This is a genomic window from Amycolatopsis sp. H20-H5, assembly GCF_035828755.1.
Classification (GTDB): Bacteria; Actinomycetota; Actinomycetes; order Mycobacteriales; family Pseudonocardiaceae; genus Amycolatopsis.
On sequence record NZ_JAYMZS010000009.1, the window covers coordinates 44,073 to 65,599 of the forward strand.

General features: G+C 67.9%; 29 protein-coding genes. 7 read left to right on the forward strand and 22 right to left on the reverse strand.

Translation table 11 applies throughout. The features are described 5' to 3' along the window. The first annotated feature begins 44 nt into the window (after positions 1 to 44). From QMK34_RS07185 to QMK34_RS07210, 6 genes are all read left to right on the forward strand, one after another. A complete protein-coding gene (locus QMK34_RS07185) occupies positions 45 to 326 on the forward strand; it encodes a hypothetical protein (RefSeq protein WP_326412808.1) in 282 nt (93 codons plus the stop codon). Beyond that, complete coding sequence (locus QMK34_RS07190) at positions 323 to 502, forward strand: hypothetical protein (RefSeq protein ID WP_326412810.1); 180 nt, start codon at positions 323 to 325, stop codon at positions 500 to 502. The genes QMK34_RS07185 and QMK34_RS07190 overlap by 4 nt, the downstream gene beginning before the upstream one ends. After that, positions 499 to 687: a hypothetical protein gene (locus tag QMK34_RS07195; protein ID WP_326412812.1), complete on the forward strand. Its 189-nt coding sequence runs from the start codon at positions 499 to 501 to the stop codon at positions 685 to 687. The genes QMK34_RS07190 and QMK34_RS07195 overlap by 4 nt, the downstream gene beginning before the upstream one ends. A gap of 431 nt (positions 688 to 1,118) precedes the next feature. Continuing rightward, positions 1,119 to 1,403: a hypothetical protein gene (locus QMK34_RS07200; RefSeq protein WP_326412814.1), complete on the forward strand. Its 285-nt coding sequence runs from the start codon at positions 1,119 to 1,121 to the stop codon at positions 1,401 to 1,403. 93 nt (positions 1,404 to 1,496) lie between these two features. Then, entirely contained in the window at positions 1,497 to 2,009 is a 513-nt protein-coding gene (locus QMK34_RS07205) for a hypothetical protein (protein ID WP_326412815.1), read from the forward strand. Positions 2,010 to 2,059: 50 nt separating this feature from the next. After that, positions 2,060 to 2,566 carry a DUF3558 family protein gene (locus tag QMK34_RS07210; RefSeq protein ID WP_326413010.1) on the forward strand — a complete coding sequence of 169 codons (507 nt, stop codon included), beginning with the start codon at positions 2,060 to 2,062 and terminating at the stop codon, positions 2,564 to 2,566. Positions 2,567 to 2,639: 73 nt separating this feature from the next. Here the strand turns inward: QMK34_RS07210 and QMK34_RS07215 are convergent, their stop codons facing one another. The 20 genes from QMK34_RS07215 to QMK34_RS07310 form a co-directional block, all read right to left on the reverse strand. Continuing rightward, positions 2,640 to 2,861 carry a hypothetical protein gene (locus tag QMK34_RS07215; protein ID WP_326412817.1) on the reverse strand — a complete coding sequence of 74 codons (222 nt, stop codon included), beginning with the start codon at positions 2,859 to 2,861 and terminating at the stop codon, positions 2,640 to 2,642. 358 nt (positions 2,862 to 3,219) lie between these two features. After that, on the reverse strand, positions 3,220 to 3,441 hold the full coding sequence (locus QMK34_RS07220; RefSeq protein WP_326412819.1) for a hypothetical protein: 222 nt from the start codon (positions 3,439 to 3,441) through the stop codon (positions 3,220 to 3,222). Then, complete coding sequence (locus QMK34_RS07225; RefSeq protein ID WP_326412820.1) at positions 3,438 to 4,358, reverse strand: glycoside hydrolase domain-containing protein; 921 nt, start codon at positions 4,356 to 4,358, stop codon at positions 3,438 to 3,440. The genes QMK34_RS07220 and QMK34_RS07225 overlap by 4 nt, the downstream gene beginning before the upstream one ends. After that, entirely contained in the window at positions 4,358 to 4,690 is a 333-nt protein-coding gene (locus tag QMK34_RS07230; protein WP_326412822.1) for a hypothetical protein, read from the reverse strand. Before QMK34_RS07230 ends, QMK34_RS07225 begins: the two co-directional genes overlap by 1 nt. Before the next feature lie 59 nt (positions 4,691 to 4,749). Then, entirely contained in the window at positions 4,750 to 5,313 is a 564-nt protein-coding gene (locus QMK34_RS07235; protein ID WP_326412824.1) for a hypothetical protein, read from the reverse strand. Positions 5,314 to 5,329: 16 nt separating this feature from the next. Then, positions 5,330 to 5,998 (reverse strand): hypothetical protein, encoded by a 669-nt coding sequence (locus QMK34_RS07240; protein WP_326412826.1) that lies wholly within the window; start codon positions 5,996 to 5,998, stop codon positions 5,330 to 5,332. Further along, positions 5,995 to 7,092, reverse strand: a complete 1,098-nt coding sequence (locus QMK34_RS07245) for a DUF5047 domain-containing protein (RefSeq protein ID WP_326412828.1) — start codon at positions 7,090 to 7,092, stop codon at positions 5,995 to 5,997. Before QMK34_RS07245 ends, QMK34_RS07240 begins: the two co-directional genes overlap by 4 nt. Positions 7,093 to 7,097: 5 nt before the next feature. Beyond that, the gene (locus QMK34_RS07250) at positions 7,098 to 9,116 is read right to left on the reverse strand and encodes a poly-gamma-glutamate hydrolase family protein (RefSeq protein ID WP_326412829.1); all 2,019 of its coding nucleotides are present in this window, start codon (positions 9,114 to 9,116) and stop codon (positions 7,098 to 7,100) included. After that, on the reverse strand, positions 9,116 to 11,125 hold the full coding sequence (locus tag QMK34_RS07255) for a hypothetical protein (RefSeq protein WP_326412831.1): 2,010 nt from the start codon (positions 11,123 to 11,125) through the stop codon (positions 9,116 to 9,118). Before QMK34_RS07255 ends, QMK34_RS07250 begins: the two co-directional genes overlap by 1 nt. Continuing rightward, on the reverse strand, positions 11,125 to 11,625 hold the full coding sequence (locus tag QMK34_RS07260; RefSeq protein WP_326412832.1) for a hypothetical protein: 501 nt from the start codon (positions 11,623 to 11,625) through the stop codon (positions 11,125 to 11,127). The genes QMK34_RS07255 and QMK34_RS07260 overlap by 1 nt, the downstream gene beginning before the upstream one ends. Positions 11,626 to 11,646: 21 nt before the next feature. Continuing rightward, positions 11,647 to 11,829: a hypothetical protein gene (locus QMK34_RS07265; RefSeq protein WP_326412834.1), complete on the reverse strand. Its 183-nt coding sequence runs from the start codon at positions 11,827 to 11,829 to the stop codon at positions 11,647 to 11,649. A gap of 8 nt (positions 11,830 to 11,837) precedes the next feature. Further along, on the reverse strand, positions 11,838 to 12,107 hold the full coding sequence (locus QMK34_RS07270) for a hypothetical protein (protein WP_326412836.1): 270 nt from the start codon (positions 12,105 to 12,107) through the stop codon (positions 11,838 to 11,840). Further along, positions 12,104 to 12,469: a hypothetical protein gene (locus QMK34_RS07275; RefSeq protein ID WP_326412838.1), complete on the reverse strand. Its 366-nt coding sequence runs from the start codon at positions 12,467 to 12,469 to the stop codon at positions 12,104 to 12,106. Before QMK34_RS07275 ends, QMK34_RS07270 begins: the two co-directional genes overlap by 4 nt. Position 12,470: 1 nt before the next feature. Beyond that, the gene (locus QMK34_RS07280; RefSeq protein ID WP_326412840.1) at positions 12,471 to 12,857 is read right to left on the reverse strand and encodes a hypothetical protein; all 387 of its coding nucleotides are present in this window, start codon (positions 12,855 to 12,857) and stop codon (positions 12,471 to 12,473) included. 50 nt (positions 12,858 to 12,907) lie between these two features. Further along, on the reverse strand, positions 12,908 to 13,258 hold the full coding sequence (locus tag QMK34_RS07285) for a hypothetical protein (RefSeq protein WP_326412842.1): 351 nt from the start codon (positions 13,256 to 13,258) through the stop codon (positions 12,908 to 12,910). Next, positions 13,255 to 13,611 (reverse strand): hypothetical protein, encoded by a 357-nt coding sequence (locus QMK34_RS07290; RefSeq protein WP_326412844.1) that lies wholly within the window; start codon positions 13,609 to 13,611, stop codon positions 13,255 to 13,257. Before QMK34_RS07290 ends, QMK34_RS07285 begins: the two co-directional genes overlap by 4 nt. Before the next feature lie 6 nt (positions 13,612 to 13,617). Beyond that, positions 13,618 to 13,830 carry a hypothetical protein gene (locus QMK34_RS07295; protein WP_326412846.1) on the reverse strand — a complete coding sequence of 71 codons (213 nt, stop codon included), beginning with the start codon at positions 13,828 to 13,830 and terminating at the stop codon, positions 13,618 to 13,620. Next, positions 13,830 to 16,907: a phage portal protein gene (locus QMK34_RS07300; protein ID WP_326412848.1), complete on the reverse strand. Its 3,078-nt coding sequence runs from the start codon at positions 16,905 to 16,907 to the stop codon at positions 13,830 to 13,832. The genes QMK34_RS07295 and QMK34_RS07300 overlap by 1 nt, the downstream gene beginning before the upstream one ends. Positions 16,908 to 16,956: 49 nt before the next feature. After that, on the reverse strand, positions 16,957 to 18,672 hold the full coding sequence (locus QMK34_RS07305) for a terminase (protein ID WP_326412850.1): 1,716 nt from the start codon (positions 18,670 to 18,672) through the stop codon (positions 16,957 to 16,959). Then, entirely contained in the window at positions 18,629 to 18,934 is a 306-nt protein-coding gene (locus tag QMK34_RS07310; RefSeq protein WP_326412852.1) for a terminase small subunit, read from the reverse strand. Before QMK34_RS07310 ends, QMK34_RS07305 begins: the two co-directional genes overlap by 44 nt. 311 nt (positions 18,935 to 19,245) lie before the next feature. Between QMK34_RS07310 and QMK34_RS07315 the strand changes: the two genes are divergently transcribed. Then, the gene (locus QMK34_RS07315; protein WP_326412854.1) at positions 19,246 to 19,839 is read left to right on the forward strand and encodes a DNA primase; all 594 of its coding nucleotides are present in this window, start codon (positions 19,246 to 19,248) and stop codon (positions 19,837 to 19,839) included. A gap of 111 nt (positions 19,840 to 19,950) precedes the next feature. Here the strand turns inward: QMK34_RS07315 and QMK34_RS07320 are convergent, their stop codons facing one another. Then, entirely contained in the window at positions 19,951 to 20,211 is a 261-nt protein-coding gene (locus QMK34_RS07320) for an HNH endonuclease (protein ID WP_326412856.1), read from the reverse strand. Positions 20,212 to 20,412: 201 nt separating this feature from the next. Then, entirely contained in the window at positions 20,413 to 21,435 is a 1,023-nt protein-coding gene (locus QMK34_RS07325) for an HNH endonuclease (protein ID WP_326412858.1), read from the reverse strand. Positions 21,436 to 21,527 lie beyond the last annotated feature (92 nt).

Genomic DNA, 21,527 nt, shown 5'->3' on the forward strand with positions numbered 1-21,527 from the left:
GTACCGTCGGTGGCACAACGACTACAGATACTCGCGGGGATGCCATGGGAAAACACGTACTGATCGAGACGAGAGTGACCACCGACGCCGATTACACGGCCAGGTACTACAAGGCCCATGGCGCGGCGCACCTGTACCGCAAGCGCGACCTTGCCGACAGCTCGATTGGCCTGCTGTCGCCGTGGTGCCTGGTCGGGAAGCTCGCCCCTGAGCTGCACAAGCGGGGGGACATCGATCCCGCGCCGATCACGCCGGGCAGCTCGTTCCTGGTGTGCCGTCACTGCCGGGCCGAACTCGCCCTTGTCCGAACCGGGCGGATCTCGTGAGCTACCCGAACAGCCCGGCGGGCAACCTGGTGACGCACGACCGGCCGCGCCACGACGAGCGGTGCCCGTGCGGGCTCACTCCTGCCGGGGTGTGGATCGAGCACATGCCAGACGGGCAACGGGTACGCACGCCGTACTGCGGTGCCTCGCCTCGCGAGCCGGAGATCGGCCAGTGACCGCCCTCGCCAGCTTGGACCGCGTCAAGGCTCCCGAGTCGCTGCGCAAGGGGCGAGTCACCGAGGTGGATGCCGAGACGTGGACGCCGCGCGAGCGCGAGGTCCGCGCCTGCTGTCACTGCCACGTCGTCTACCAGTCCGCGGGCTACGCGTGGGACTGCGAGCACTGGCACGAAGGATTGTGATGGTCGACCCCGGCCATCTGGCCGCTGAGTATCTCGCCGGAAGCACCGTGGCAGAACTCAGCGACCGCCACGAAATCCCGTGGTCAACGGCCTATGGACTACTGGCTGCAGTAGATACCCCGATGCGGGCAACGTCTGTGAGGCCACGGCCCATACCCGCGACGCTCGCGATGGACCGCCGGAGAGGCCACACAATCCGCGAGCTCGCACGCACATACGAATCGTCATACGGCACCGTCCAACGATGGCTGACGCTGCTTGAGGCCGCTAAGTCCGCCCCCTGATCGTCCGGCCGCCGCGCTGCTCCCCTCGCGCGGCGCGGCGGCTGGGCTTCCACTTCGCGTCTTACCCGAGGCGCGGAGGCCAGAGCCCCCACGACTTCACGAGCGTGGGGGCTCTGTGCTGGCACCGACATACCCCAGAAGGACCAGATGAACCTGCCGCTGCCGAGCCACGGATGGATGCCCGAGGCCGACGACCACACCGCCCCGCACCGTCCAGCCCACTGGGTACCACCCGGCTGCCACAAGGCGGTCGGGGCTGACGGTCAGGTCCTCTACCTCGCCCAGTGCGGCGTCGCCTGCTACCCGAACTACGGCACCGACCCCACCCGACGCATCGCCCGCCACGGACTCTGCTCGGACTGCGAACTACACGTGCCGTGCCCGATATGCACCCGCGAAGAGGACGAGCTCAACCGCCTGCGGCTGCGTTAGCGGTCCGCCGGAACCGCTGACAGCCCCGAACCGTCACAAGTACAGTGACCGGGGAGCCACTCAGGGTGGGCGACGACAGCGGGGAGCAGCGCGATGGCCGACGGACAGCCGGGGATCGAAGTCGGAACAGACGGCACCTTCGTGCCTCCTGCCCCTGCCAGCGGAGACGCGGGCAAGAACTTCATCGACAACTTGATGACCGCCCCGCTAGACGCCGAGGGCGCGCACCGCGTTGCCGATGGAGGCGCAGACCTGAAACAACAGGCTCTCAATGGCGGGTTCGCGATCAACGAGGCGGGCCTTCAGGCGTATTTGAAAGCCTGTGACAAATTCCTCGACGGGTTCGAGTACTGGAAACGTCAGCTCGAACTACTCGGGAAGGCAGCTCAGATGGGATCGAGCAATTACGCCCGTCAGGTAGCTCAGTTCAACGTAACGGTCCACGAGGGCGACGCCAGTTCCCTGATGCCGAACCTTATGCTCATGCGAGATGGAATCGAGAACGCTAAGGCGGCGCTCATCATCGCTCGCAAGAACTACCGCGAGACTGAAGAACGCCACAGCGTCAATTTTCGTAAACTCAACCAGGGACTCCACGACTCGTGAAAAAACCCACTGGACTTGTAACGTTCGCAGGCATGCTGGTCGCCGCAATAATGCTCGCGGGATGCTCCAGCCCAGTTGAGGGCCAAGCGAAGCCGGGCACGGTTCCGTCCAGCTCCCAAGCTTCCGGCTCGGCGTCACCCACGTCTGATCCCAGTAACCCCTTCGCTAGCATGGACCCTTGCAAGTTGCTTGATCAAGTTCTCGCTGGACAAGGGTACGAGCCCGCGACTCCGGATATCGCCGACCCTAAGCGATCTTGCGGCACTAAAAAGGGCGCAATACAGGGACAACTCGGCTTAGCGCTCCAGGCGGGGCAAAAGATCGACGATAACATCGCCAATCCGGCCAAAGCGGCTCCCGCCAAGATAAACGGCCGCCGATCCGTCCAGGAGAAGGAACCGCTCGGCGATCACGGCGACTGCACCATCGGCATGGAGGTCCAGTCGAACTCGCGCGCTCTCGTTCTGTTCAACTCGTCGTCTAAGACGACCGACGAAGCCTGCGCGGCAGCGCAAGACCTCGCGCTGAAGGTCGAACCGCTACTACCGAAGAACTGACCCAGCAGACGACGAAAGCCCCCGCTCTCAACCGGATGCAATCCGGCGAGAACGGGGGCTTTCGTATGCACGGCTATTTGCCGCGTGTCCCCGGGGTGGTCGACTTCTCCGACCCGGAATCTGGATCCGGCACCTGCACGTCTGACTCTTGAATCGGGCCGTTCGAGTTGGTGAACATCGCGACGATGCCCGCCTCGGCAGGCATGTCCGGCGGCTTCGGGCCCGACCGCCAGGCCGCGTTATCCGGGTGCCCCGGGTTGAACTCCGGGCTCGGGTGGTACTCCTGCTCGCTCATCAGGGTTGGGTCCTTCCAGCTGGTTGTCGTAGTGCCGCTGGCCGTCGTACGAAATGCCGCCCGGCCGCGGCGGCAAGATTTTCCATGCGGGATCCCGATCGGCGTAGATATCCCAGGGCCCAACGGCCAGCGGACGGAAGGCGCGCGCGTCGGCGCTGCGCCCGTACGCCAGCAGCTGGTCGAGCAGGGTCCGGTCGGGGTCGAGGTTTGCGGCCTTGAGCCAGCAATGCAACCGGTGTTCGTCGCTGAACCCGCGGCATTCCGTGGTCGCACGGTGGACGGCTCGGTATGGCATGGCGTGCTCCTGAAAGTCGGCTGGCCGGGCGGGTCTTCCCCACCCGCCCGACCAGCCGCCACGCTAGAACACCCGTTCGACTGGTGCAACCGGCGGGGCCGCTGGCGGCTTCGGTGCGTTGGCCGGGCCGCCGAGCACGGCCAGCGCGGTCACCGCGCCCGTGATGAGGGTCGCCCACCCCGTGGACAGGTCGGGGAACAGCACGGCGATTCCCCCGGCGGCGACGATCGCCCCGGCGACGCCTGCGAGGAACTTCCGGATCCGGGCCGCGTCGAGGCGCCTCATACGGCACCGACCGCGAACGAGTGCGTGGCGGTGTAGCGGACGGTGGCCATCGCCGCATCGGGCGGGATGGGTACCGGGCCGGGCCGGTTGGACTGCCACGTCGTGGCGTTCACCGCGCCACCGACGCCCGTGCCGTGCAGATCGTCGCCGGTGTCGCCGTAGAACAGAATCGCGTGAACCTGGATGACCTCGTTCCAGCTGCACGCGAGGTAGAGCGCGGTCTTGCCTTTCACGATGAGGTCGAGGTGTTCGTCGGTGCCTGCGGGTGCGGTGGCCATGGTGTCCTCCTGGTCGAGTGCGCCGGGAGTGCCGGCACTCTGGGTTGCGCGGGTGGTAGGCGCGTTGTGTTGGCCCCAATCGGGGGCGAGGATGTCGGAGACGTCGACCTGGATTCCGCCGACGTAGATCTGTCCGAGCCGCTGGTAGAGCGCGGCCTTGGTCGAGTGTTTGCCCGTGGACCAGGCGGCGGTTTGCCAGCCGTAGCGGGCGTGCGCGCCGACCGCCATCTCGATGACGTCGAACTCGCCGTAGACGCCGACGAGCTCGCGCCCGCCGAGAATCGAGGCCGCGCCGTCGAGGTAGGCCATCACCGCGGTGAACTGGTCGCGGGTCACCTGGTCGGAGTCGACAGCGAAGTAGACCGGCCGGTCCGCGGGGAACCCGATCGCGTCGGCGTCGGCACGGGCCGCCCGTGCGGCTGCCTGCCCGCCCGCGTAGCCGCCTGCGGCGTCACCGGCGTGGTTCTCGTAGACCAGCGCCACCCCGCGCCCAGCGGCGACCATGTCGGCGTACTCGGCGCGGGTGATGTTCTTGGTCCTGCCCGGCGTGCCGACGTAGCGGATGACCCCGTCATGGCGGGCATCACGCACCGCGGCGGCGCGCGGACGACCCGCCGAGTAGTCGAGGGCGGTGGCCATCAAGTTCCTTCCGGGTAGAGCGGGGGCGGGTCGGCGATGTCGCCGCCGAGCTCACGCACGGCGTCGACGACCTTCGCGTCCCAGCGCAGGTGCACGGTGATCCGTTCTTGGGTGGCATGCTGCGCTTGCCACAACCGGGTGACGTCGGCGCGCAGCGACCGCACCTCGTCGGCGAGCTCGGCGCCGGTCGCGGTCGTAGCGGACAGCAGTGCCGCGGTGCCATCGGTCTTGAGCTTCCGAACCTCGGGGCGCGCTTTGAACACGAGCACGACCGAGCCGAGCAGGCCGGTGATGGCGACAATTGCGCCGGTGACGATGGCCCAGAGGTTCACGTCTCACGCCGTCCTCGCCGCGCCGCGCGCGCGGTAGTCGGACGCGATCGGCCCGGCCGTCATGGCCGAATCCAGGTCAGTTTCAGCGACGGCGTGCTGTCGATGACGCCGAGGGTGTAGCCGGTCTGCGCGTAGTGCCACAAGCTGACGACGTCACCGGCGGCGAACCGGGTCTCTTTTACTACGGTGGCGGCCTGGTACAGCTGCGAGCCGTAGATGCTCGCCGAGTTGTCGCGTCCGGTGGTGAAAGACGCGCCGCTGGCGATCCACAGCAGCTTGTCTCCTGGTTGGGAGTTCGGCGCCCGGATCGAACCGACCAGCGACCAGACACCCGCACGGTTCAGGGTGAATTGGTCGAGCCCGGCATTGGAACTGACTTCCGGGCAGCCGGTGATGGCGCCGCGGAGTTTGAGCCGGGTCTCCGTGCCGGACGCGATGCCTTGGGTGCCGGTGTCGAGGTAGGCCGCGTGCCCCTGAACGGTCGCGCCCATCGTGTTCAGGGTCGCGTCGGTCGTCGCCGTCTTGGTCTCCAGATCCGTCGCCAATTGCTGAATGTGCAACGACACGTTCGGCGGGTCGCTCACCGCCGGGTAGCGGTATGCGTAGATGGGTGTGGCAGGCATGTCAGTTTCTCCTTTCTCAGAAGGGAATTACGGTCAAGACTCGATTGGCGAAGCCGCCGGTTCCGCTGTCGACGCGGTATTTCATGGTGAAGGTGTGCAATCCCTGATTCAGCCCGTCGGCCGCGGTCAGGAGCAATTGAGAGCTCGCGGACATCGTCGCTTCCGGCGCGCCGAGATACGCACTACTGGCGGCGTTGGGTGACACTGTTGATGCGCCGGTGACACGGAAGTTGGCGATGGCGGTACAGTTCGTCACGTGCACGGCAGCCTTGACCAGGACCAGGCACCGGCGGGACGAACCGATGTACACATCCCGAAGTTCCGGGCCGTAGGACGGTAGGTCCACGTAGCCGCCCGCGGTGTCGGACTGACTTTCCTCTGCCACGACAAGCCCAGATCGGATCTGATTCGCGGCGCCCGCGCCGGGCGCTCCCACTTTTCCCCAGATGAAATATTGCGTCTGTTTGCGGACGACCATCACGACGTCATCGGGCTGGTAGGCGACGCCGATTCCCGACTGAATGACGCGCAGGTTCGACAGAATGACCCCGTTGACTTCCACGGTGTTGACGCCTGAGAGTTCGTCCCACGTGACGATCCGGCCGGTGTAGGTGGCGATGTCTTCGGGTCCGGTCGGCGCGGCGGTGCCCGCGGCAAGCAAGCTCGCGATGTCGGCGGCGTTCATGTGAGGTACTGCCTTCTGGTGTCAATCCCCATGGCGCCATCGGCGGACAGTGCGTAGGTGATGCGGTCGATGATGTGCGTTTGGGCGCTGGCGTGGTCGTCATAGGTCACAGTCACCACGTCCCATGCCTCCAGCGCGGCGTTAGGCACGGTCCCGAGACTCACTGTGTAGGGCAAACCGTTGGCGGACAACAACATTGATGCCGCTGCGGCGCTGCACTGTTTGGGGGTGTTGAGGAATGCGGAGCTGTAGAACTTCGGGACCTTCCCGAACGGGCCGCCCCATCGCGTCGGTGATGCCGGGTCGTTGTCGTAGGCGATGCCTTGCACCGGCGGGAGTTCGCCGGTGGACTCGCCGCGCGCAACGACAGCGTTGTAGATCCCGTCCCGGGAGATGGCACGTTTCATCGACACGAGCACGCCGCCCCGGCCGTGGTTGATCGTCCACACAGAATCCCGCGCTTGCGCGGGTGGCGACTTGACTTGCAGCCGCCCGGCGTAGTCGAAATACATCACTTTCCCATACGCGGCAACGAGATCTCTGACGAACTTCAGCCGGTCCTCATCGACGACGTGCGAGGTGCCCAACGTGACCGCATACGCGGGGAAGTCGTAGACAGTGACCAGGTTCGGCACCACTTCGCCGATCACCTGGTCGATGACAGCCCCGACGGACGCGGACGGGCCGAACTGGTATGGCGCGATGTTGCGGCCGTCGCGCACGTTCACCATCCGGTCGGACGCTCCAATGTGGAGTTTTCCGTTCGGGGTACGGTCCTGTTCGACAGAGTCGATGCGGAAGTAGCCGAGTCCGACGAACTCGCGGATGCCGTTGCCGTACTGCACGCCGCGCTCAAGGTAAATCTCTTGCCCGTAGGGTGCGCCGGGCGCGGTCGGCGTGACCGGCCACGCAAGCGACGTGGTGAGGTCTGCCGTTGAGGTGATGTCCGCGGTGGTGTCGGAAGTGACGTCGCCGGAGTTGACGGGGATTTCGACGCCGAGCGGATTGACGCCGGTCTGTCCGGGCGCCACGACTTTCGCGCGGAACACTGCCTTGTGAGCACCGCGCACGGTGTTGAGGAACGAATCAGTCACCGGCCTCACGGCACGATCACCTCGCCGGTGGACACCTTGTCGATGAGGTTCGAGTAGGTCGTGACCGCGCCCAGCAGATCGCCGTAGGTGGTGTAGCTGGCGAGCACGTCGGCGTAGACGTAGGTGTCCCCGTAGACCGTCGAGCCCGGGGCGGCCACTTCGATCAGCGGGAGCTCGAAGAACCGCCGGACGGTGCGCCGAGAGTGCTTCGCCTGCTTGAACCCCTTGACGACCGCGTACAGCGTCGGCACGGCGCACGCCGGGCCCGGTGCCTGCACGAAGACGGGTTCGCCCGCGGACAGCCGCCGATCCATGTCCGCGGCGGCGGCGAGGGTGGCGGTGGTGATGGTGAGTGTCACGCGTCGGGAGCCCATCACGTCGGTCACTGCGACCGGCAGCGTCCGGCCGACGATGTCGAACTCGGCGCCGCGGTCGGGACGGTCGACGTCCGACACGCCGGTGACGGTGACCGCGGTGTTCAAGCTCGGGCGTGACGGGTTCTTGAGCCACACCGACGCCGGTACCGGGGTGATGACGGCGGTGTCGCGGTCGGTGACGGCGCGGCGCGGGACGTAGAGCAGCCGCGAGCGGGAGATCGCCGAGGACCCGCCGGTGTAGGTCGACACTCCGGACGCGAGGATGCGCAGGTTCGCCGCGGCGTTGGTGCGCCACGACCACATGCTTTCGGCGTTCGTGCCGGTGGTGTTGGAACCGCCCTGCTGGTCGCTGAACGCAGGCACCGGCTGTGTCGCGCCGGTCGAGGCGGATTGCTTCCACTGTTGCAGCACCCACACGGTGGCGTCGGCGGCCACACTCGCCGCCGGGTACACCACGTCCTGTGCGGCGGAATTGCTTGAGACAGCGAGATGCACCGGGGTGGTGGCGTTGGTGAACGCGCGGATCTGCGCGGTGCACGAGTCGCCCGCGGCGCCGCCGGTGAACGCGACGGTGGGCGCGGCGAGCCCGGCGGCGTAGGTCCGGTAGAACGCGGCCACGTTGGAGAATCCCCCGGCTAGCCGGGTCCACCCGGTGGGGGTGGTGATGGTGGCGCCGGTCGCGCGGTGGCTGGCCAGCAGCAGCAGGATCGTTCCGGTGGTCGGGAGGGTTCCGGCGGGTAGTGCCGGGGTGAGGGTGGCGTTGTTGCCGGTCGCGATAGCGCCGGTGCCGAGCGAGGTGACCGGCGCCGAGTCGACCGCGGTCATCCGGTAGGTGTTCGCGACACCGGCCGCGAACTCGTAGTCATCGATCTTTCCGGCGCCGCCGATCAGCGCGACGGTGTCGCCACCGCGCACGGTCGACCAGGTGATCCCGTCGGTGGTGCGTTCGACCTTCGCGTAGTCGGCGTCTGTGTTGAGCCCGGTGAACGCGATCCGGACCCGTGACAGGTCGGCGAGGTAGGTGGCGGTGGTGCCCATCACGGACTTGACCGCGGCGGCGTAGGCGTAGAACGCGGGCGTGCGGACACCGCTGGCACGCGAAGCCGCCGACAGGTCGCCGCCGGGGAAGAACGACGCGCGCAGCGCGTTCGACAACTCCAGCTGTACACCGGCGCCCGACCGGTTGCGGTTGCAGATGTTCGACGGATCGGACCCGCCCAGCTCCGACGGCGCGGCGCCGACGCTGAAACCGGCCGCGGCCAGCGCCGCCGAGATCTTGTCCCGCAAGCCGGTGTCGAGTCCGCCGAGTGCCGTCTCAGCGATGCCCGCCGTTCCGGCGAAGCCGTGCACGGACACGGTGCGATCGGTCGAGCCGATCAGCGCGAGGCACTGTGGTTCGTCGAACAGGCCGCTGGTGATGTGCAGATCGGTATTGCCCGACGGCTTGATTCCGGCGAACTCGTAGCGCGCCATCTGACTACCGGCGATCTCGCGCGCGAGCTCTCCGGTACCGGCCTCGATCGCGCCACCGTGAATCGCGATCGCCGACCACCCCGTGCCGGGCGGGCCGGACTGCGTGCGGGTGTAGGCGATGCCCTCGACCTGCTCGGCGGCCAGCGCCGCATACGAGCTGTACGGCGGTGCCATCAGCGGCCACCCCCCGCCAGCGCGGTCCGGCGGGTCTGGCGGCCGAACTCGTCGAACTCCAGCGTCAACCGCTGCGCGATGCCCGCGCCCAGGTCGACGACGGCGTGCAGCACGGTCGCCCCGCCACGCCCGCCGATCGCGTCGGCCGTGGTGGTGGCGTTGGTGACGCGCCCGGTGCGGCCCGGGGTGAACAGCTCAGGTCCACGTTCACCGACCAGGTACGAATGGCCCGCGGACGCGGTGCCGCCACGCGCGAGCATCGGAATGTCCGGAATCGAGGGGATCCCGACCAGACCGGACACGTTGTTGACGCCGTGGATGATCCCGTTCACCAGCCGGATCGCGACGTTCACAGCGCGCTTGGCGCCGGACACGATGCCGTCCCAGATGCCGCCGATGAAGTCGCCGAGCCCACGGAAGAACCCCTTGATCCCTTCTACGGCAACGTTCCACTTGTCACGGATCCACACGACGGCCTTGGTGACGGCCAGGATCAGGTCTTGCCAAATCCCCTTGAAGAAATCGCGGACACCGATCCACAAGGCGGTGAACCACGCCACGACGGCGTCCCATTTCTGGCGAAACCAGATGACAACCGCAGTCACGACGTCGGACGCCCACTTCCATACGGCGTCCCAAATTCCACGGAAAAAGTCCAGGTTCGACACGATCAGGACAATCAACGCGATCAGCGCGGCAATGCCGATCACGACCAGGCCGATTGGGTTCGCGTCCATCGCGGCGTTCAGCAACCACTGCACGACCGTGTAGGCCATGACCACGGTCTGCCAGATCTTGACCGCGGTGATCACGGTCTGAATCACGACGGCGAGCCCGCCGAGCGCGACCACCAGCGGCACCAACCACGTGCTGTTCTGCTGGATGAATCCGGCGATGGCTTGCAGCTTCGGACCTAACCAACCGATCGCCGTGGCGAGGATCCCGCCGACGATGGTAGCCAGCTTGCCGAACGCGTCGGCGAGCGGCGGAATCAGCGGGCCCAACGCGCGAAGCCCGGAGTTGAGGACCTTCCCCACCGCGGCCGACACGGCAGCGAGCGCGTCACCGATGGCCTTGATGGCGGCCTGGCCGTCGGCCGAGGACGTGAATGCCCGGATGGTATCGAGAACGACGGTAAGGGTGCCGCCGAGCTGGCCGAGCCCGGACGACATCAGACCGGTGATCACGTCCTTGACGATTCCGAACACGGTGCCGACGACGGACCCGATCTGCCGGAACAGGTCGAGCGCGCCGCGGATCCAGGCGGCGAGGCGCCCGTCGTTGGCCGCGGCCTGAATGAACGCGTTGAACCGCTCACCGACGTTGCCGAGCCCGGACGTGAGCTGCACGAGGATCGGCGCGGCGACCGCGCCAATCCGGATGAACGCGGCGCCGACCGGGGCGAGGAACTTCCCGATGTTCTGCACGATCCGGGTGGTGGCATTCAAGATGGTGTTCAGCCCGGATACCTGGCGGGGTGCGGCGAGCATCGCCGTGAAGCGGCCCGCCAAACCGCCGACCGCGGACGCAACCGACTTCAGCCCAACCGTCAACTGCGGTAGCAGCGTCTTGAGGTTCCGCACGGCCGGGGCGAACGACTGCTCGAACGACAGCGACACCGCGGACTTCAGGGTGTTCAGCGTCGGCGTGAGCTGCTCGAACGCCCTCTTGATCCCGTCCGATCCGAGTTTGATGGCGGCCATCACGCCGACCGCGGCGAGGCCACCGGCGACCAGCAGCGGAAAAGCGCCGGCGGCGACCGCGGCGCCGACGGCGAGGGCGTGCAGCACCACCACCGCGGTGGCGACGCTGGACGCCGTCAACGCCATACGGCTCAAACTCGCCGCGGACGATAGGACGCTTGCGGAGAATCCGGCGAGGGACTGCTTGTGCTTGTCGGTGGCGGCCTGCATGGCTTTGATCTCGGCGCGTGCCTTCGCCGCGGCCGACGCGAGCCCGGTACTTGAACCGTCGAACCGGATGCGGATGGTGCGTTCAGCGGTGGCCATCAGAGATCACCACCGGCGGAGAAGCGGCGGACAATCTGGTCTGCGGCGTGGTTCCACGCGCTCGAGATCGCGGGTGCTTCGGATTCGACGAGCGGGAAGAACCAATAGGCGTCTTGCCCGCGGTGCGGCCGGTACTGGCGACCGCGACCACCGTGGTAGCGCGGCGCGGCGTACCAGCCCGATCGTCCGAAGTAGCCGAACACGGACCCGAACAGCAGCCCGTAGGCCGGGGCCCGGGTGTGCCCGACCTTGCGGGTTCCGCCGACGGTCACCATCGGCACCCGGTCGCGGGCGGCCTTGATGGTCGGGGCGAGCAGCTTCCCTTGCGGTCCACCGTGCGCGTGTGCGTCGACGACCGCTTTGGCGGCGATGGCTTTGGCGAGCTTCTGTGATGCGTCGCGGAGCTCGTTGTTGGCGTCGGCCGGAAGTTCCTTGAACGCGGCGAGGGTCTCGCGCACGCCCTCGATCCGCAGGTTGACGGTCAGGCTGGTTTTTCCCACTGCTGTAACACCTCCCGTCGGTCATCCGGACATCTGCACGCCGCTGTACGGCGAGCCCTGCCCCGGCTCCGAGGGTGTGCGGTGGTTCCCGTTCGCTTGCTTTTCCTGCTGTTCGAGGATCTTGCTGGCGGTGGTGATTGCCTTGGCGCCCTCGTCGGCCCACACGCTCGGCGCGATGCCGGTGGCGACGGCCAGGGCAATCACCGTGTGCGCTAGCGACCCTCGTTCGTAGGGTCCGAGTCGTCATCCTCTTCAGGCACGACGTCATAGCCCGCCTCGAATTCGGCCAGCGAGCCGGTGAACACGGCGGTCCGCTTGGCGGCGAACCACGCGATCTTGTAGAGGTGCCCCAGTTCCATACCGTCGGCGAGGTGGCCGAACTTCGCGCCCTTGGTGGTCTTCTCCCAATTCAGCACGTCGCGCGCGGTCGCCTTGACCTCGGTGGACTGTCCGGCGTCGTCGGTGACGGTGAACGTGATCACGCGAACATCACCACCGCTCGGGTCACCGACGCGGTCGCCGAGTAGTCGACGTAGGCCTTGCCGACGTCGGCGGGCAGCACCGCGGACGCGGTGGTCTGCCGGTAGTGCGGCGAGTTCAGCGGGATGAGTTTCGGTGCGGTGCCAACGGGAACGGTAACGACGCGCTCGGCGATGGCAAGGTCGCCGTCGACGGTCTCGGGCGTCTGGACGGTGACGGTGATCGCGCCGCTGCCACCGTTGAGCACGGACAGGAACGTCCGGCCGACGTCGAGGACGTCGCCGTCGGCGGAGACCGCGGTGTGCACCGGCGCGAGTCCGGGATAGACCAGCGGCTGAGCCGCGGGGGTGAGACGCGCTGCCACGTCAGATCCTTTCGTAGGTCAAGCCGTTGCCAAGGGTCCCGATCACCTGCAGGGTGATTTCGGTCATTTCGGTGTCACGGGCGTCGCCGCCGACCGGCGCGGGTTTGATGAGTACCTGCCCGGTAAAGCGGACGTGTTCGCCGACGATCTCGGGGTGGTGGTCGAGCAAGAAGCTGGCGACGACGTTGGGGTTGGACCACAGGAAGTCGGAGATGCCAGCGGAACGCCAATCACTGAAGAACTTCAGCTCAAGTGTCGGCTCGTCGTCGGTTTCCTCAATGAACGTCCCATCAGGACAGAACGTGTACTGCCGGTCTCCGTCGTCGGTGCCGGGGTCGAGATTCCAGCTGTTGAGCTGGCACTCAAACGACGTGCCGCCGATCGTCAACGTGATCAGTTTCAGCCTGCGCTGTTTCACGGACACAACAGCACTTCCTTTCAGGTCAAGGGAAATTCGGCGGTGAACAGGTAGGCCGGGAGATCTCCGACCGGGTATATGCCGGGGTCCGCGGCGTCGACGGTCGCGCCGGTGGCCACTTCGATCGCGGCGGCGACCAGCGGCGCCAGCGTGAGCAGCTGCCTGACCGACTTGTCGTCCATCGACACGACCAGGTAGACCGGAAACGACGCCGAGGTGATCTCGGGCGAGTAGGCGCCCCACACCAGCCGCGGCACGCCGACGACCACGCCCGGCGGGTCGACCGACGCGCCGAGCTCGTAGACCCGCACACCCTCGACCGACGCCAGCGCGGCGGACAGGGTGGCCGCGGCGTCCGTGACGGCGCTCATCCGATGACCGCCACCGCGTGCCGCCCGATCCGCAATAGCCGATCGATGTCCGGATCGAAACTCGCGACGCGCGCGGATCCGAGGTCGGCGCCGAGGTTCACCATCCCGTCAGGTGAGCGCGGCCGGGTGTACCAGCGCGCGGCCAGCCGGATGGTGCCCAACACCAGATCCGCTGTCGGCGCCGGGTAGCGCGAGAGCGGGTCGGCGGTGTAGTTGAACCGCGGCCGGACACGTTCCACGAACGCAACGGCAGCGTCCAAATTGGACTGGTAACGCTGGTCGTCGCGCTCGTCGGCGTCCTTCACCTTCTGGTCGAGCTTCAACGTCGCCAGCGTCGGCGGCCACGTGCTCACGGGCGATCAGTCCTCACTGTCCTGGTCGTCGGCGGTGTCGGGTGGTTCGAGGGTCCAACCGCGGTCGGTGAGCACGTAGCCCCCGGCGCGACGGGTGTAGTCGGTGGTCGTGTCGGCGTCTTCGACCGGGGCGTCCTCGACCACCGCGGCGTCGAGCGCCACAACGGCGGTGTCGGCCGGTGCCGAATCGGCAGGGGCGGGCTTGCGCGCGGCGGGCACTACGCGCCGACCGTGTGCCGGATGGCGTGCAGCCCGGCGGGACGCAGCAGGCGCACCGCGACGTAGCCGAACAGGGCAAGGTCGATGTTCGCCGGTCCGCCGCGCTCCTCGAACCGGAACGTGAGCAGCGGGGATTCCCACCCCCACACGTCTTGGCTGTTGAACACGAGCACGTCGGCGTCAGCGGCGCCGTTGCCGCTCATTGACCAGGTGGGGACGTTGGGCAGCCCGTCGACTGACCAGCCCTGCGTGAGCGCGTTGCCGAGCCCGGACGAGTTCTGCGCGCCGATGCTCGGCAGCAGTGAGCGGCCGTTGCCATCGACCGCGGTGGCGTAGGCCGTGGTGCCTTCCTGCGACAGGTGCGCGTGGTTCGGTGCGGCGAAGCGGTGGAACGGGTACTGCGCGAGCAGCATCCGTTCGGTGGCGAGCAGCTTCTCACCGCCGTAGGTTCCGGCCGCGACGGATCCGCCGGTGGAGGTGTAGACCCACGCACCGGAGGGAACCTGCCCGACGGTGATGGTGCCCCCCGCGCCGTTGACACCGTTAAGCTCGGCGTAGAGCTTGGCTTCGGCGTTCTGCGAGTAGGCCTCGGACATGGCCTGCGTGGCGATCGCGTCGATAGCGGGGTTGGAACTGTCGGCGATCTCCCGGGTGATGGTGAACAGTCCGGACACCGCGCCCGGCGTCACGGTCACCGTGCCGACGGTCAGGTTGCCGGTGGTGGGGTTGGTGCCCTCAGTGTGGTTGCCCGCCATGGCGGTCGCGGTGCCGAACCTCGGGATGGTGAACGGCGTGGCGTCGCTCAGGGAGCCGCGGGACACGGACTGCCAGAACGGGCGGCCCTGCAACAGCTGTGTCACGTAGAGGTCGGGGCGGTAGCCCGGTGGGACGATCGCCGCGGCGTTGGTGGTGTTGCCCGCGGCGAAGTTCGCGGCGAGGATGCCGGACGCCTTGCGCTGCGCGTCCTGCAGCTGCAGTGAGAACTTGCCGAGCCGTTCGCGCGCGTCGTGGTCGCCTTCGGTGCGGGACTTCCACGCATCCTTGATCATCGACGGTCCCGAACCGCCGTTCATCTGGTACACCAGCGGTTCGCTCACGACGTGCGCACCCTGCCCGGCGGGGATGACCTGGCGGCCCTCCTGGTGCTGCGGCAGCGGGAGCTTGGCGAACGCGTCGGCGATCGCGGTGCCGATGGCACCGGACAGTCCGGCGGTGAACTGGACGAAGTCGACTGCGGGTGCCGCGGCCGGTGCGACGGGTGCGGCCGGGGCCGGGGCGGCAGGGGCGGTCATCGTGGTGGTGTCCTCTCGGGTGGCGGCGACGTGCGCAACTCGTGCGTCGTCAAAGGCGGGCATCGCGGTCAGTGCGACCGCGCGCAGGGTGGCGCTGTGCACCAGGCGGACGGACTCGTCGACAGGGTCCGGCGTCCAGCCGTCGCCGTCCTCGAAGTCGATTTCGATCGAGAAGCCGTCGTAGACCTTGTCTTCGGCGAGCGCCAGCATTTCGTCACCGACGGGCCCGCGGGCGACCTTGAACGCCGAGCCGAGCCCGGCATCGCTACTGGAAAGTGTTGCGGCGTAACCGAATGACTGGTAGCGGTCGTGATCTCGGTTGAGCTTGACGCGCGTGGTGTCGCCGCCCCAGTGCAGTGAGTTCGGGGCAAACTTCCAGCGAGCGTAGCCGGATCGCGCGATGGATCCCCACGGGACAGCGATGCCGGAGACCGTCCGGGTAGCACTGTCCACTGTGAACTCAACGGCGGAAGTGCCGGCGTCGAATCCCATCGTGATCGAGCCCTGCTCGTCGGCGAATCGGGCAACCGGCGCGGGTGCGTGCTGGGCGGCGGACACGGGGTTTCCCTCCTGCGGGGCGGGCGCGGGCGGCGCTGTCGGCGCGGCGGGAGTGGGAACGGTTGCGGTCGGAATGTTCTCCAGCACCGCAATCCGTTCGTCGTTGTAGACACCGACTTCCCTGCCTGCCTTGTAGGCCTGCATGCGGGTGAGGGTGTCTGATTTGAGGAAGTGCGCGTACTCGTAGCGGGCGACGTAGCCACGCGGGAGGACGTCGCCCATCGACAGCCGATCCTGTACGGCGCTGGCGAACGCGGACAGCGTGAAGTCGATCAGGTCGAGTCGCCGCTGTTCGGCGTTGGCGTAGGTGCGGCTCGTCGTCGACACGCCGAGGTCTTCGGGGTCAAGTCCGGTCAGGCGGGCGATTTCCAGCACGGCGGTGTCCCGCGCCGCGGACAGCTGCAGCTGTTCGGGGTTCCACTGCAATGCCTTGGCTTCCAGCGCGGCGCCGACGTAGTTCCACACGCGGTCCCGGCGGGCGTCTTCCCACTCGTCGAGCAGATCTCTAACCTCGTCGGGACTAGGGTCGGCGGCGCCGTCGCGCGGGGCGAAGTAGCCCAGCGGCAAGGGGTCTTCGGCGTAGCGCGAGGCAGTGCGGTCAAGTAGCAGGGCAATCCGGATGGCGCGGGCACCGGCGAGCAACAGCGGGTCATTCGGCGAGTCGATACGGATCAACTCGGCGTCGGGTACGTATTCCATCGCTTGCCCCTGCGATCGTCCGTCCACACTGGACACGTAGACCTTGGCGTCCTGGTGGACGTTGACCGTGCGGGCGTCAAGCTTGCGGATTTTGGTGGGGTAGCCGTGCCAGCCGAACTCGGTGACGCGCCACCACGCGCGGCCCTCGAACAGCATGTCTTCGATCGTGCGAGTCATGGTCACCGACCGGGCGACGTCGATTTCGGGCTGTTGCAATAGGGTGTAGGTGTCGGTGACGACGGCGCGAGTAGGACTGTGGGTCTGCAGTGGGAGCGCGCCGAGCGTCCCGCAGATCAGGTCCCGGGCTCGTTTCACCGCGGGAACGGACATGGCCTGCGCGCGGCCCACGCGGCGTTCAAGGGGTCCGTCGAGCAGTGCACCGCCTTGGGTCATCTCGGGCGGGACGTCGAGCATGAAGTTGAGCGGGCGGGACCAGCGCTGCGCGGGGGCGGCCTGCTGTGCGGGGGCGCGTTCCGGTGCGGGCGCGGGTCCGTTGCCCCACGTGAAGATGTCCCGCAGCAGTCCCATGCAGAAAAGCTACCGCCGGTATCTGACAACCGGTGGTATCCAAATACCGTTATCCCCCTGCGGGGCTACGGCGTCGCGCGCGGACAATCATCGGCTTGGGCGCGACGACCACCGGCAGCGTCCGCACCACGTGCACGGCACCCGCGGCGGCGTAAGCGGCGTCGACGTGCCCGGCGCCGCGCCGGACGAACCGCCACCCGCCATCGCCGACGCCGTATTTCTGCGCACCGGCTATGTGCGCGTCCAGCAGCGGGTCTCCGGGCTGTAACACTCGGCGCGCGGCGACCAGGTCGGCGAACCCCTGGCAGGCTTCGGCGACCGCGGCGCCGGTGAGTTCGACGTACTGCGGGCCGGTTGAGCGCGCCCGGCGTTCGGTGGTCTTCGACTCGGGCGGGCGGAGCTCGGCGGCGAGCGCGGCGGCCGGGCCCGCGGGAAACCATGCAAGCGCGGCCGGGGCGATGCGCGCGATCAGCGCGGGCAGTTCGATCCGTGCGTCCTCGGTCGACTTCCACGCGGCGACCGGCTCGACACGCACGCGCCCGTCTGGCGTCTCGGCGGCAGCCACCACGGTCACGTGCTGCCCGTCCGGTGCGACATCGAGGCACAGCATGATCCGTTCGCGGAGATCGTCCATGGTGCCGAGCGGGTCCTTGCACGCTGCCCACGCGACCAGGTCGACCGCCGAGTTGAGCTGGTCGACCTTCTGGCACAACACCTCTGTGCGAAACACCTCGACAGGGTCGGTGCCCATCGCCGAGCGGATCGCGGCGACGCCCATGGTGTGTCCGAGCGACGGGTTGGCCTGTGCCCACGCGTCTTCATCGTCGATCTCGCAGCCGAGCGGCGCGGACCACTCGAACAGCCCGATGGACGGGTCGCGTGCCTCTCCCATGACGTCGACGCCGTCGACGAGTTCGACACCGGCCGCGGCCCGTAGGTGGTTGAGCACCACGCTTTGGTCATCACCCGCGTTGGACAGACACCAGATCTGGCCACGCGCCCGCGCCATGGTGGTCTTAGACAGCGCACCCCACGCGGCCCAATTCCGTTGTTCGCGTAGTTCGTCCATGGTGAGGTGGTCGACGGTGAGACCGCGACCCGCCTTGCGGTTGGACGCGCGGATGAGGTACCGACCGCCGGTGGTGAGCTTGAGCGCTTCCTTGCCGTTCGCCCGGATGTAGGCGAGCTTCTCGGCGGCGAGCTCGGGCACCTCGTCGATGGTGTCGTTGGCCAGCTCTAGCACTTCCTGCGCAATGGAGAGATCTTGTGCGGCGCCGAGGACCAGGCGGGCGCCGTCGACGTAGAGCCGCCACAGCGCGAGCACCTTGGACAGGTGCGTCTTCCCGTTCTGCCGAGCCACCAACGAGATGACCGTGCGGAACCGGAACGTGTTGTCCGCCAACAGTTCTAGCGCATGGATGACCAACCACTCTTGCCAGGGCAACAGGGGTTCGCCGAGCACGTCGCGGGCGAAGTCGATCACCTCGTAGCCGCGGGTGCTCGTGCGGGTGAGCCGCCGGAGAGGCTTGGTGAACAGCCGGGCCTGTGTGCGGCCGATCAGCGGCTTGCTCGCTGGCCGCCCGGCGGACGGGCGCGTCGTCGAGCGCCGTTGAGCGCGGCGGGTAGCCCATTCCGCCGGGCGCCGCTGTCGGAAGTGAGCCGAGCAGAAGCCGTAGGCCTCTTGGGGATCCGTGCAGATCTTGAGCCTGCACGGCTTGGGCTCAGCGGGCGGCGCGGATCGCCGCGAGCTTGCCACCGCCTGCACGAGCGCCACCGCCCTTCGCCGCGGCACGAGCCTTGGGCGTAGCGCCGAGCGCGTCGAGCGCGGCCAGCAGCCGCGGTCCAAGTTTCTCCAGCACGTCGGCGCGCTCGGCGGGGTCGGCGTCGTCGATCTGCTCGGCGTAGGCGGCGGCGAGCTTGACCACCGCCCGATCTTCCGGCGAAATCTCCAAACCGGCGACCGTCTCGGCCACCGCGGTCACAAGCAGGCCAGCCACGTCCCGCAGACACCCGCCGATATCAGTCACGTCCTGGCACCTCCGATCCTCACTGTACCGGCGGTATCTGAGTACCCGTGGTACGTGAAGCTGCTCGGCCGCCCTCGGGGAGAGAGGAACATAAGGACGTGGATGTCCGGGCGGCGGCGGCGCGGGGAAAAGCAGGCGCCCGGTGCCCGCACGCGGGACACGTGCGGCACGGTGCCGCGCGAACACGCGCGCCGAGTGTTGCGACGACCCTCGACCGCGTTCCGGGCACCTGAGCGCGTGACACCATCGGTGCCGAACATAACCGCAGGTCAAGGCACCTTTTCGTTACACGGCCCGGTAGACTGGACCAGGTGATCGCCACCCATTGCCAGCGCGCCGACTGCGGCGCCCCGCTGCATGCCGCCGGACGTGGTCGACCCCGCAAGTACTGCTCTGGACGGTGCCGAGTGGCCGCCCACCGGGCGAGCCGCGCGATACCCGCCGAGCTGGTCGCGCTACCGCGTTGGGTGCGCTGGACGCCGGACAAGCGGCCCCTGCAAGCGGGCAGCGGGCGCCACGCCTCGATCACCGCGCCCGCCACCTGGTCCACGCACGAGCAGGCGGCCAGCTCGCCGCACGGCGCGGGCGCAGGATTCGTACTCAACGGCGACGGCGTCATGTGCCTCGACCTGAACCACTGCATTCAGGAAGGGCGGCTCGCCCGCTGGGCGGCCCGGATCCTGGCACGCTGCCCGGCAACCTACGTCGAGGTGTCGATGTCGGGAACCGGACTACACGTATTCGGCCGTGGGACGGTCCGCCGAGCGCGGGTGATCCGCGGCATGAACGGCGCGGCGATCGCACTGCACGGCAACCGCCGATACATCGCGACCACCGGGCGTCGGTGGCGCGGCAGCACCATGCATCTGGCCGATCTGTCCGAGATCATCGCCGTCTTGGACTGAGCGGCCGAACCGCCACGTTCCGCCGACGAAATCGCGAAATCCGGGGTGTGACCAGCGACGATGTCGGCACCGGTAACGGTGTTACGGAAGGATTTATGCCGGCACTCTGGGCTACCACCGGGTCCGCGGTTGCGGCGCCGGATCGTGCGCCCGCGGATCACCCTCGGACAGGTTGCAGTGCTCGCAGCTGGCCACGACGAAATCCGGGTCGTCGCCGGTGACCTCACGCCCGCCGAGGTGGTGTCCGTGCGTCGCGACCGTCGTACAGCCGTTGTCTCTTCTCACCTGGCAGCGGTAGCCGTCGCGCTCCAGCACGAACGCCCGCACTTTCCGCCACGCGCGCGTACTGCCGCCCTCCCATGTCTTACTCACGGGCCGGTTCCTCTCGGCGGTGGCGGACGGCCTTGGCCACCCGGTGGCAGTGCGCCGGATAGGGCAGCTCGTGCCCGAAGTGCGGATTCACGCACCTGGTGGCCTTGGGTCGCTGGCACACGTCACACGAGACGGTCAGGGCTAGCTCGCGGTCGCTCACGAGCCGGTCGAGCGCGCGACGGGCACGAACGGTGTGTGCGCTCACCGGGAACCCGCCGGAGGATCGTCCTCGGGTCGCGGGGGGTGTCCTGCGTGCAACTCCGGGAACGGGCGGGATTGGCGGAGGTAGGGAGATGCTGGCCTGTGTGGTGTTCGGGATGGCGGTGGTCCTGGTCGAGTGGGTGACGGTGAGCCGGTGTCGTGCGAGTGGGTGGGGGTACTAGCTGCGGGCCCGTCCCCGTCCCGTCCGGGAGACACCCGGTCCCGTGACCGGGCCTGGTCATGTTGCTGCTCAGGTGACGGTGCGGTGCCCTGGTCGGGACGTGGTGCGGTGTCAGGGGTTGCGACGGGAGTTGTGTCCGTCGTTGTATCCGGTGCTGTGACAGGACTTGTGACGGTCGTAGGTGGCGCTGCAGTAGGTGCGGGTCGCGAGTCGAGCAGGATCATTCCGGCTTCGGCGGGAGTACGGCGGCCCTTGCGCCGGTTGCAGCCGCGGCACGCGACCACGAGGTTGTTGATGCCGTCGGCAACGAGGGGGTCGACGTGGTCGAACGTCAGGCCGTTGTCGGACGTGCGGTCGCTGAACTTGCAGACCTTCGCGCAGTACCGGCACGTGTCGGCGTCGCGCTCGCGCGCGGCAAGTTTGAGCGCGGCATCGCGCAGTTCCCGCTTTTTCGCGCGGTGCACGTCGTTTTCGGTGCGGGTGGGGTTGTAGTCGAGGTAGTCGTGCACGGCGTACTCGTAGTCCTTGGGCCATGCCCGCCCGTCGAGGCACGGGCATACCGGCGGCGTGCCGTTGACGGTGATCTTGTGCAGCAACGGCGCTCGGTCGAACTTCGCGCGCAGCAATCGGGTAGTGGTCGCTTTGGTGCCAAACAGGTCGACCACGTCGGCGGTCACGAATCCGTCGGACCGTTCTCCGGCCACCCACGTGAGGATCTGGTACCAATGCCCGATTGCTGCGCACCGCTGTTCCTTCGCGCGCTCTCCGGTGGCGCCGGGGTCGTGTAGGCCGCGAACTTTCGCCGACATCGCGGCGCGGTCGTCGGTTTTGAGCCACGACATCAGCGACCACCGCCCGGCAGTGCGGGGGCGGTGGCCAGACGCCGGAATGCCCGGCCGCGCGAGGCGGCCGGGCATTGCGAGTTGCGCTGGTG

Bases quoted from the DNA above. Each gene is read 5' to 3' on its own strand.
- QMK34_RS07185 (WP_326412808.1), top strand. From the start codon at position 45: ATGGGAAAACACGTACTGATCGAGACGAGAGTGACCACCGACGCCGAT.
- QMK34_RS07200 (WP_326412814.1), top strand. From the start codon at position 1,119: ATGAACCTGCCGCTGCCGAGCCACGGATGGATGCCCGAGGCCGACGAC.
- QMK34_RS07205 (WP_326412815.1), top strand. From the start codon at position 1,497: ATGGCCGACGGACAGCCGGGGATCGAAGTCGGAACAGACGGCACCTTC.
- QMK34_RS07210 (WP_326413010.1), top strand. From the start codon at position 2,060: ATGCTCGCGGGATGCTCCAGCCCAGTTGAGGGCCAAGCGAAGCCGGGC.
- QMK34_RS07215 (WP_326412817.1), bottom strand. From the start codon at position 2,861: ATGAGCGAGCAGGAGTACCACCCGAGCCCGGAGTTCAACCCGGGGCAC.
- QMK34_RS07220 (WP_326412819.1), bottom strand. From the start codon at position 3,441: ATGAGGCGCCTCGACGCGGCCCGGATCCGGAAGTTCCTCGCAGGCGTC.
- QMK34_RS07225 (WP_326412820.1), bottom strand. From the start codon at position 4,358: ATGGCCACCGCCCTCGACTACTCGGCGGGTCGTCCGCGCGCCGCCGCG.
- QMK34_RS07235 (WP_326412824.1), bottom strand. From the start codon at position 5,313: ATGCCTGCCACACCCATCTACGCATACCGCTACCCGGCGGTGAGCGAC.
- QMK34_RS07240 (WP_326412826.1), bottom strand. From the start codon at position 5,998: ATGAACGCCGCCGACATCGCGAGCTTGCTTGCCGCGGGCACCGCCGCG.
- QMK34_RS07250 (WP_326412829.1), bottom strand. From the start codon at position 9,116: ATGGCACCGCCGTACAGCTCGTATGCGGCGCTGGCCGCCGAGCAGGTC.
- QMK34_RS07255 (WP_326412831.1), bottom strand. From the start codon at position 11,125: ATGGCCACCGCTGAACGCACCATCCGCATCCGGTTCGACGGTTCAAGT.
- QMK34_RS07285 (WP_326412842.1), bottom strand. From the start codon at position 13,258: ATGAGCGCCGTCACGGACGCCGCGGCCACCCTGTCCGCCGCGCTGGCG.
- QMK34_RS07300 (WP_326412848.1), bottom strand. From the start codon at position 16,907: ATGGGACTGCTGCGGGACATCTTCACGTGGGGCAACGGACCCGCGCCC.
- QMK34_RS07325 (WP_326412858.1), bottom strand. From the start codon at position 21,435: ATGTCGTGGCTCAAAACCGACGACCGCGCCGCGATGTCGGCGAAAGTT.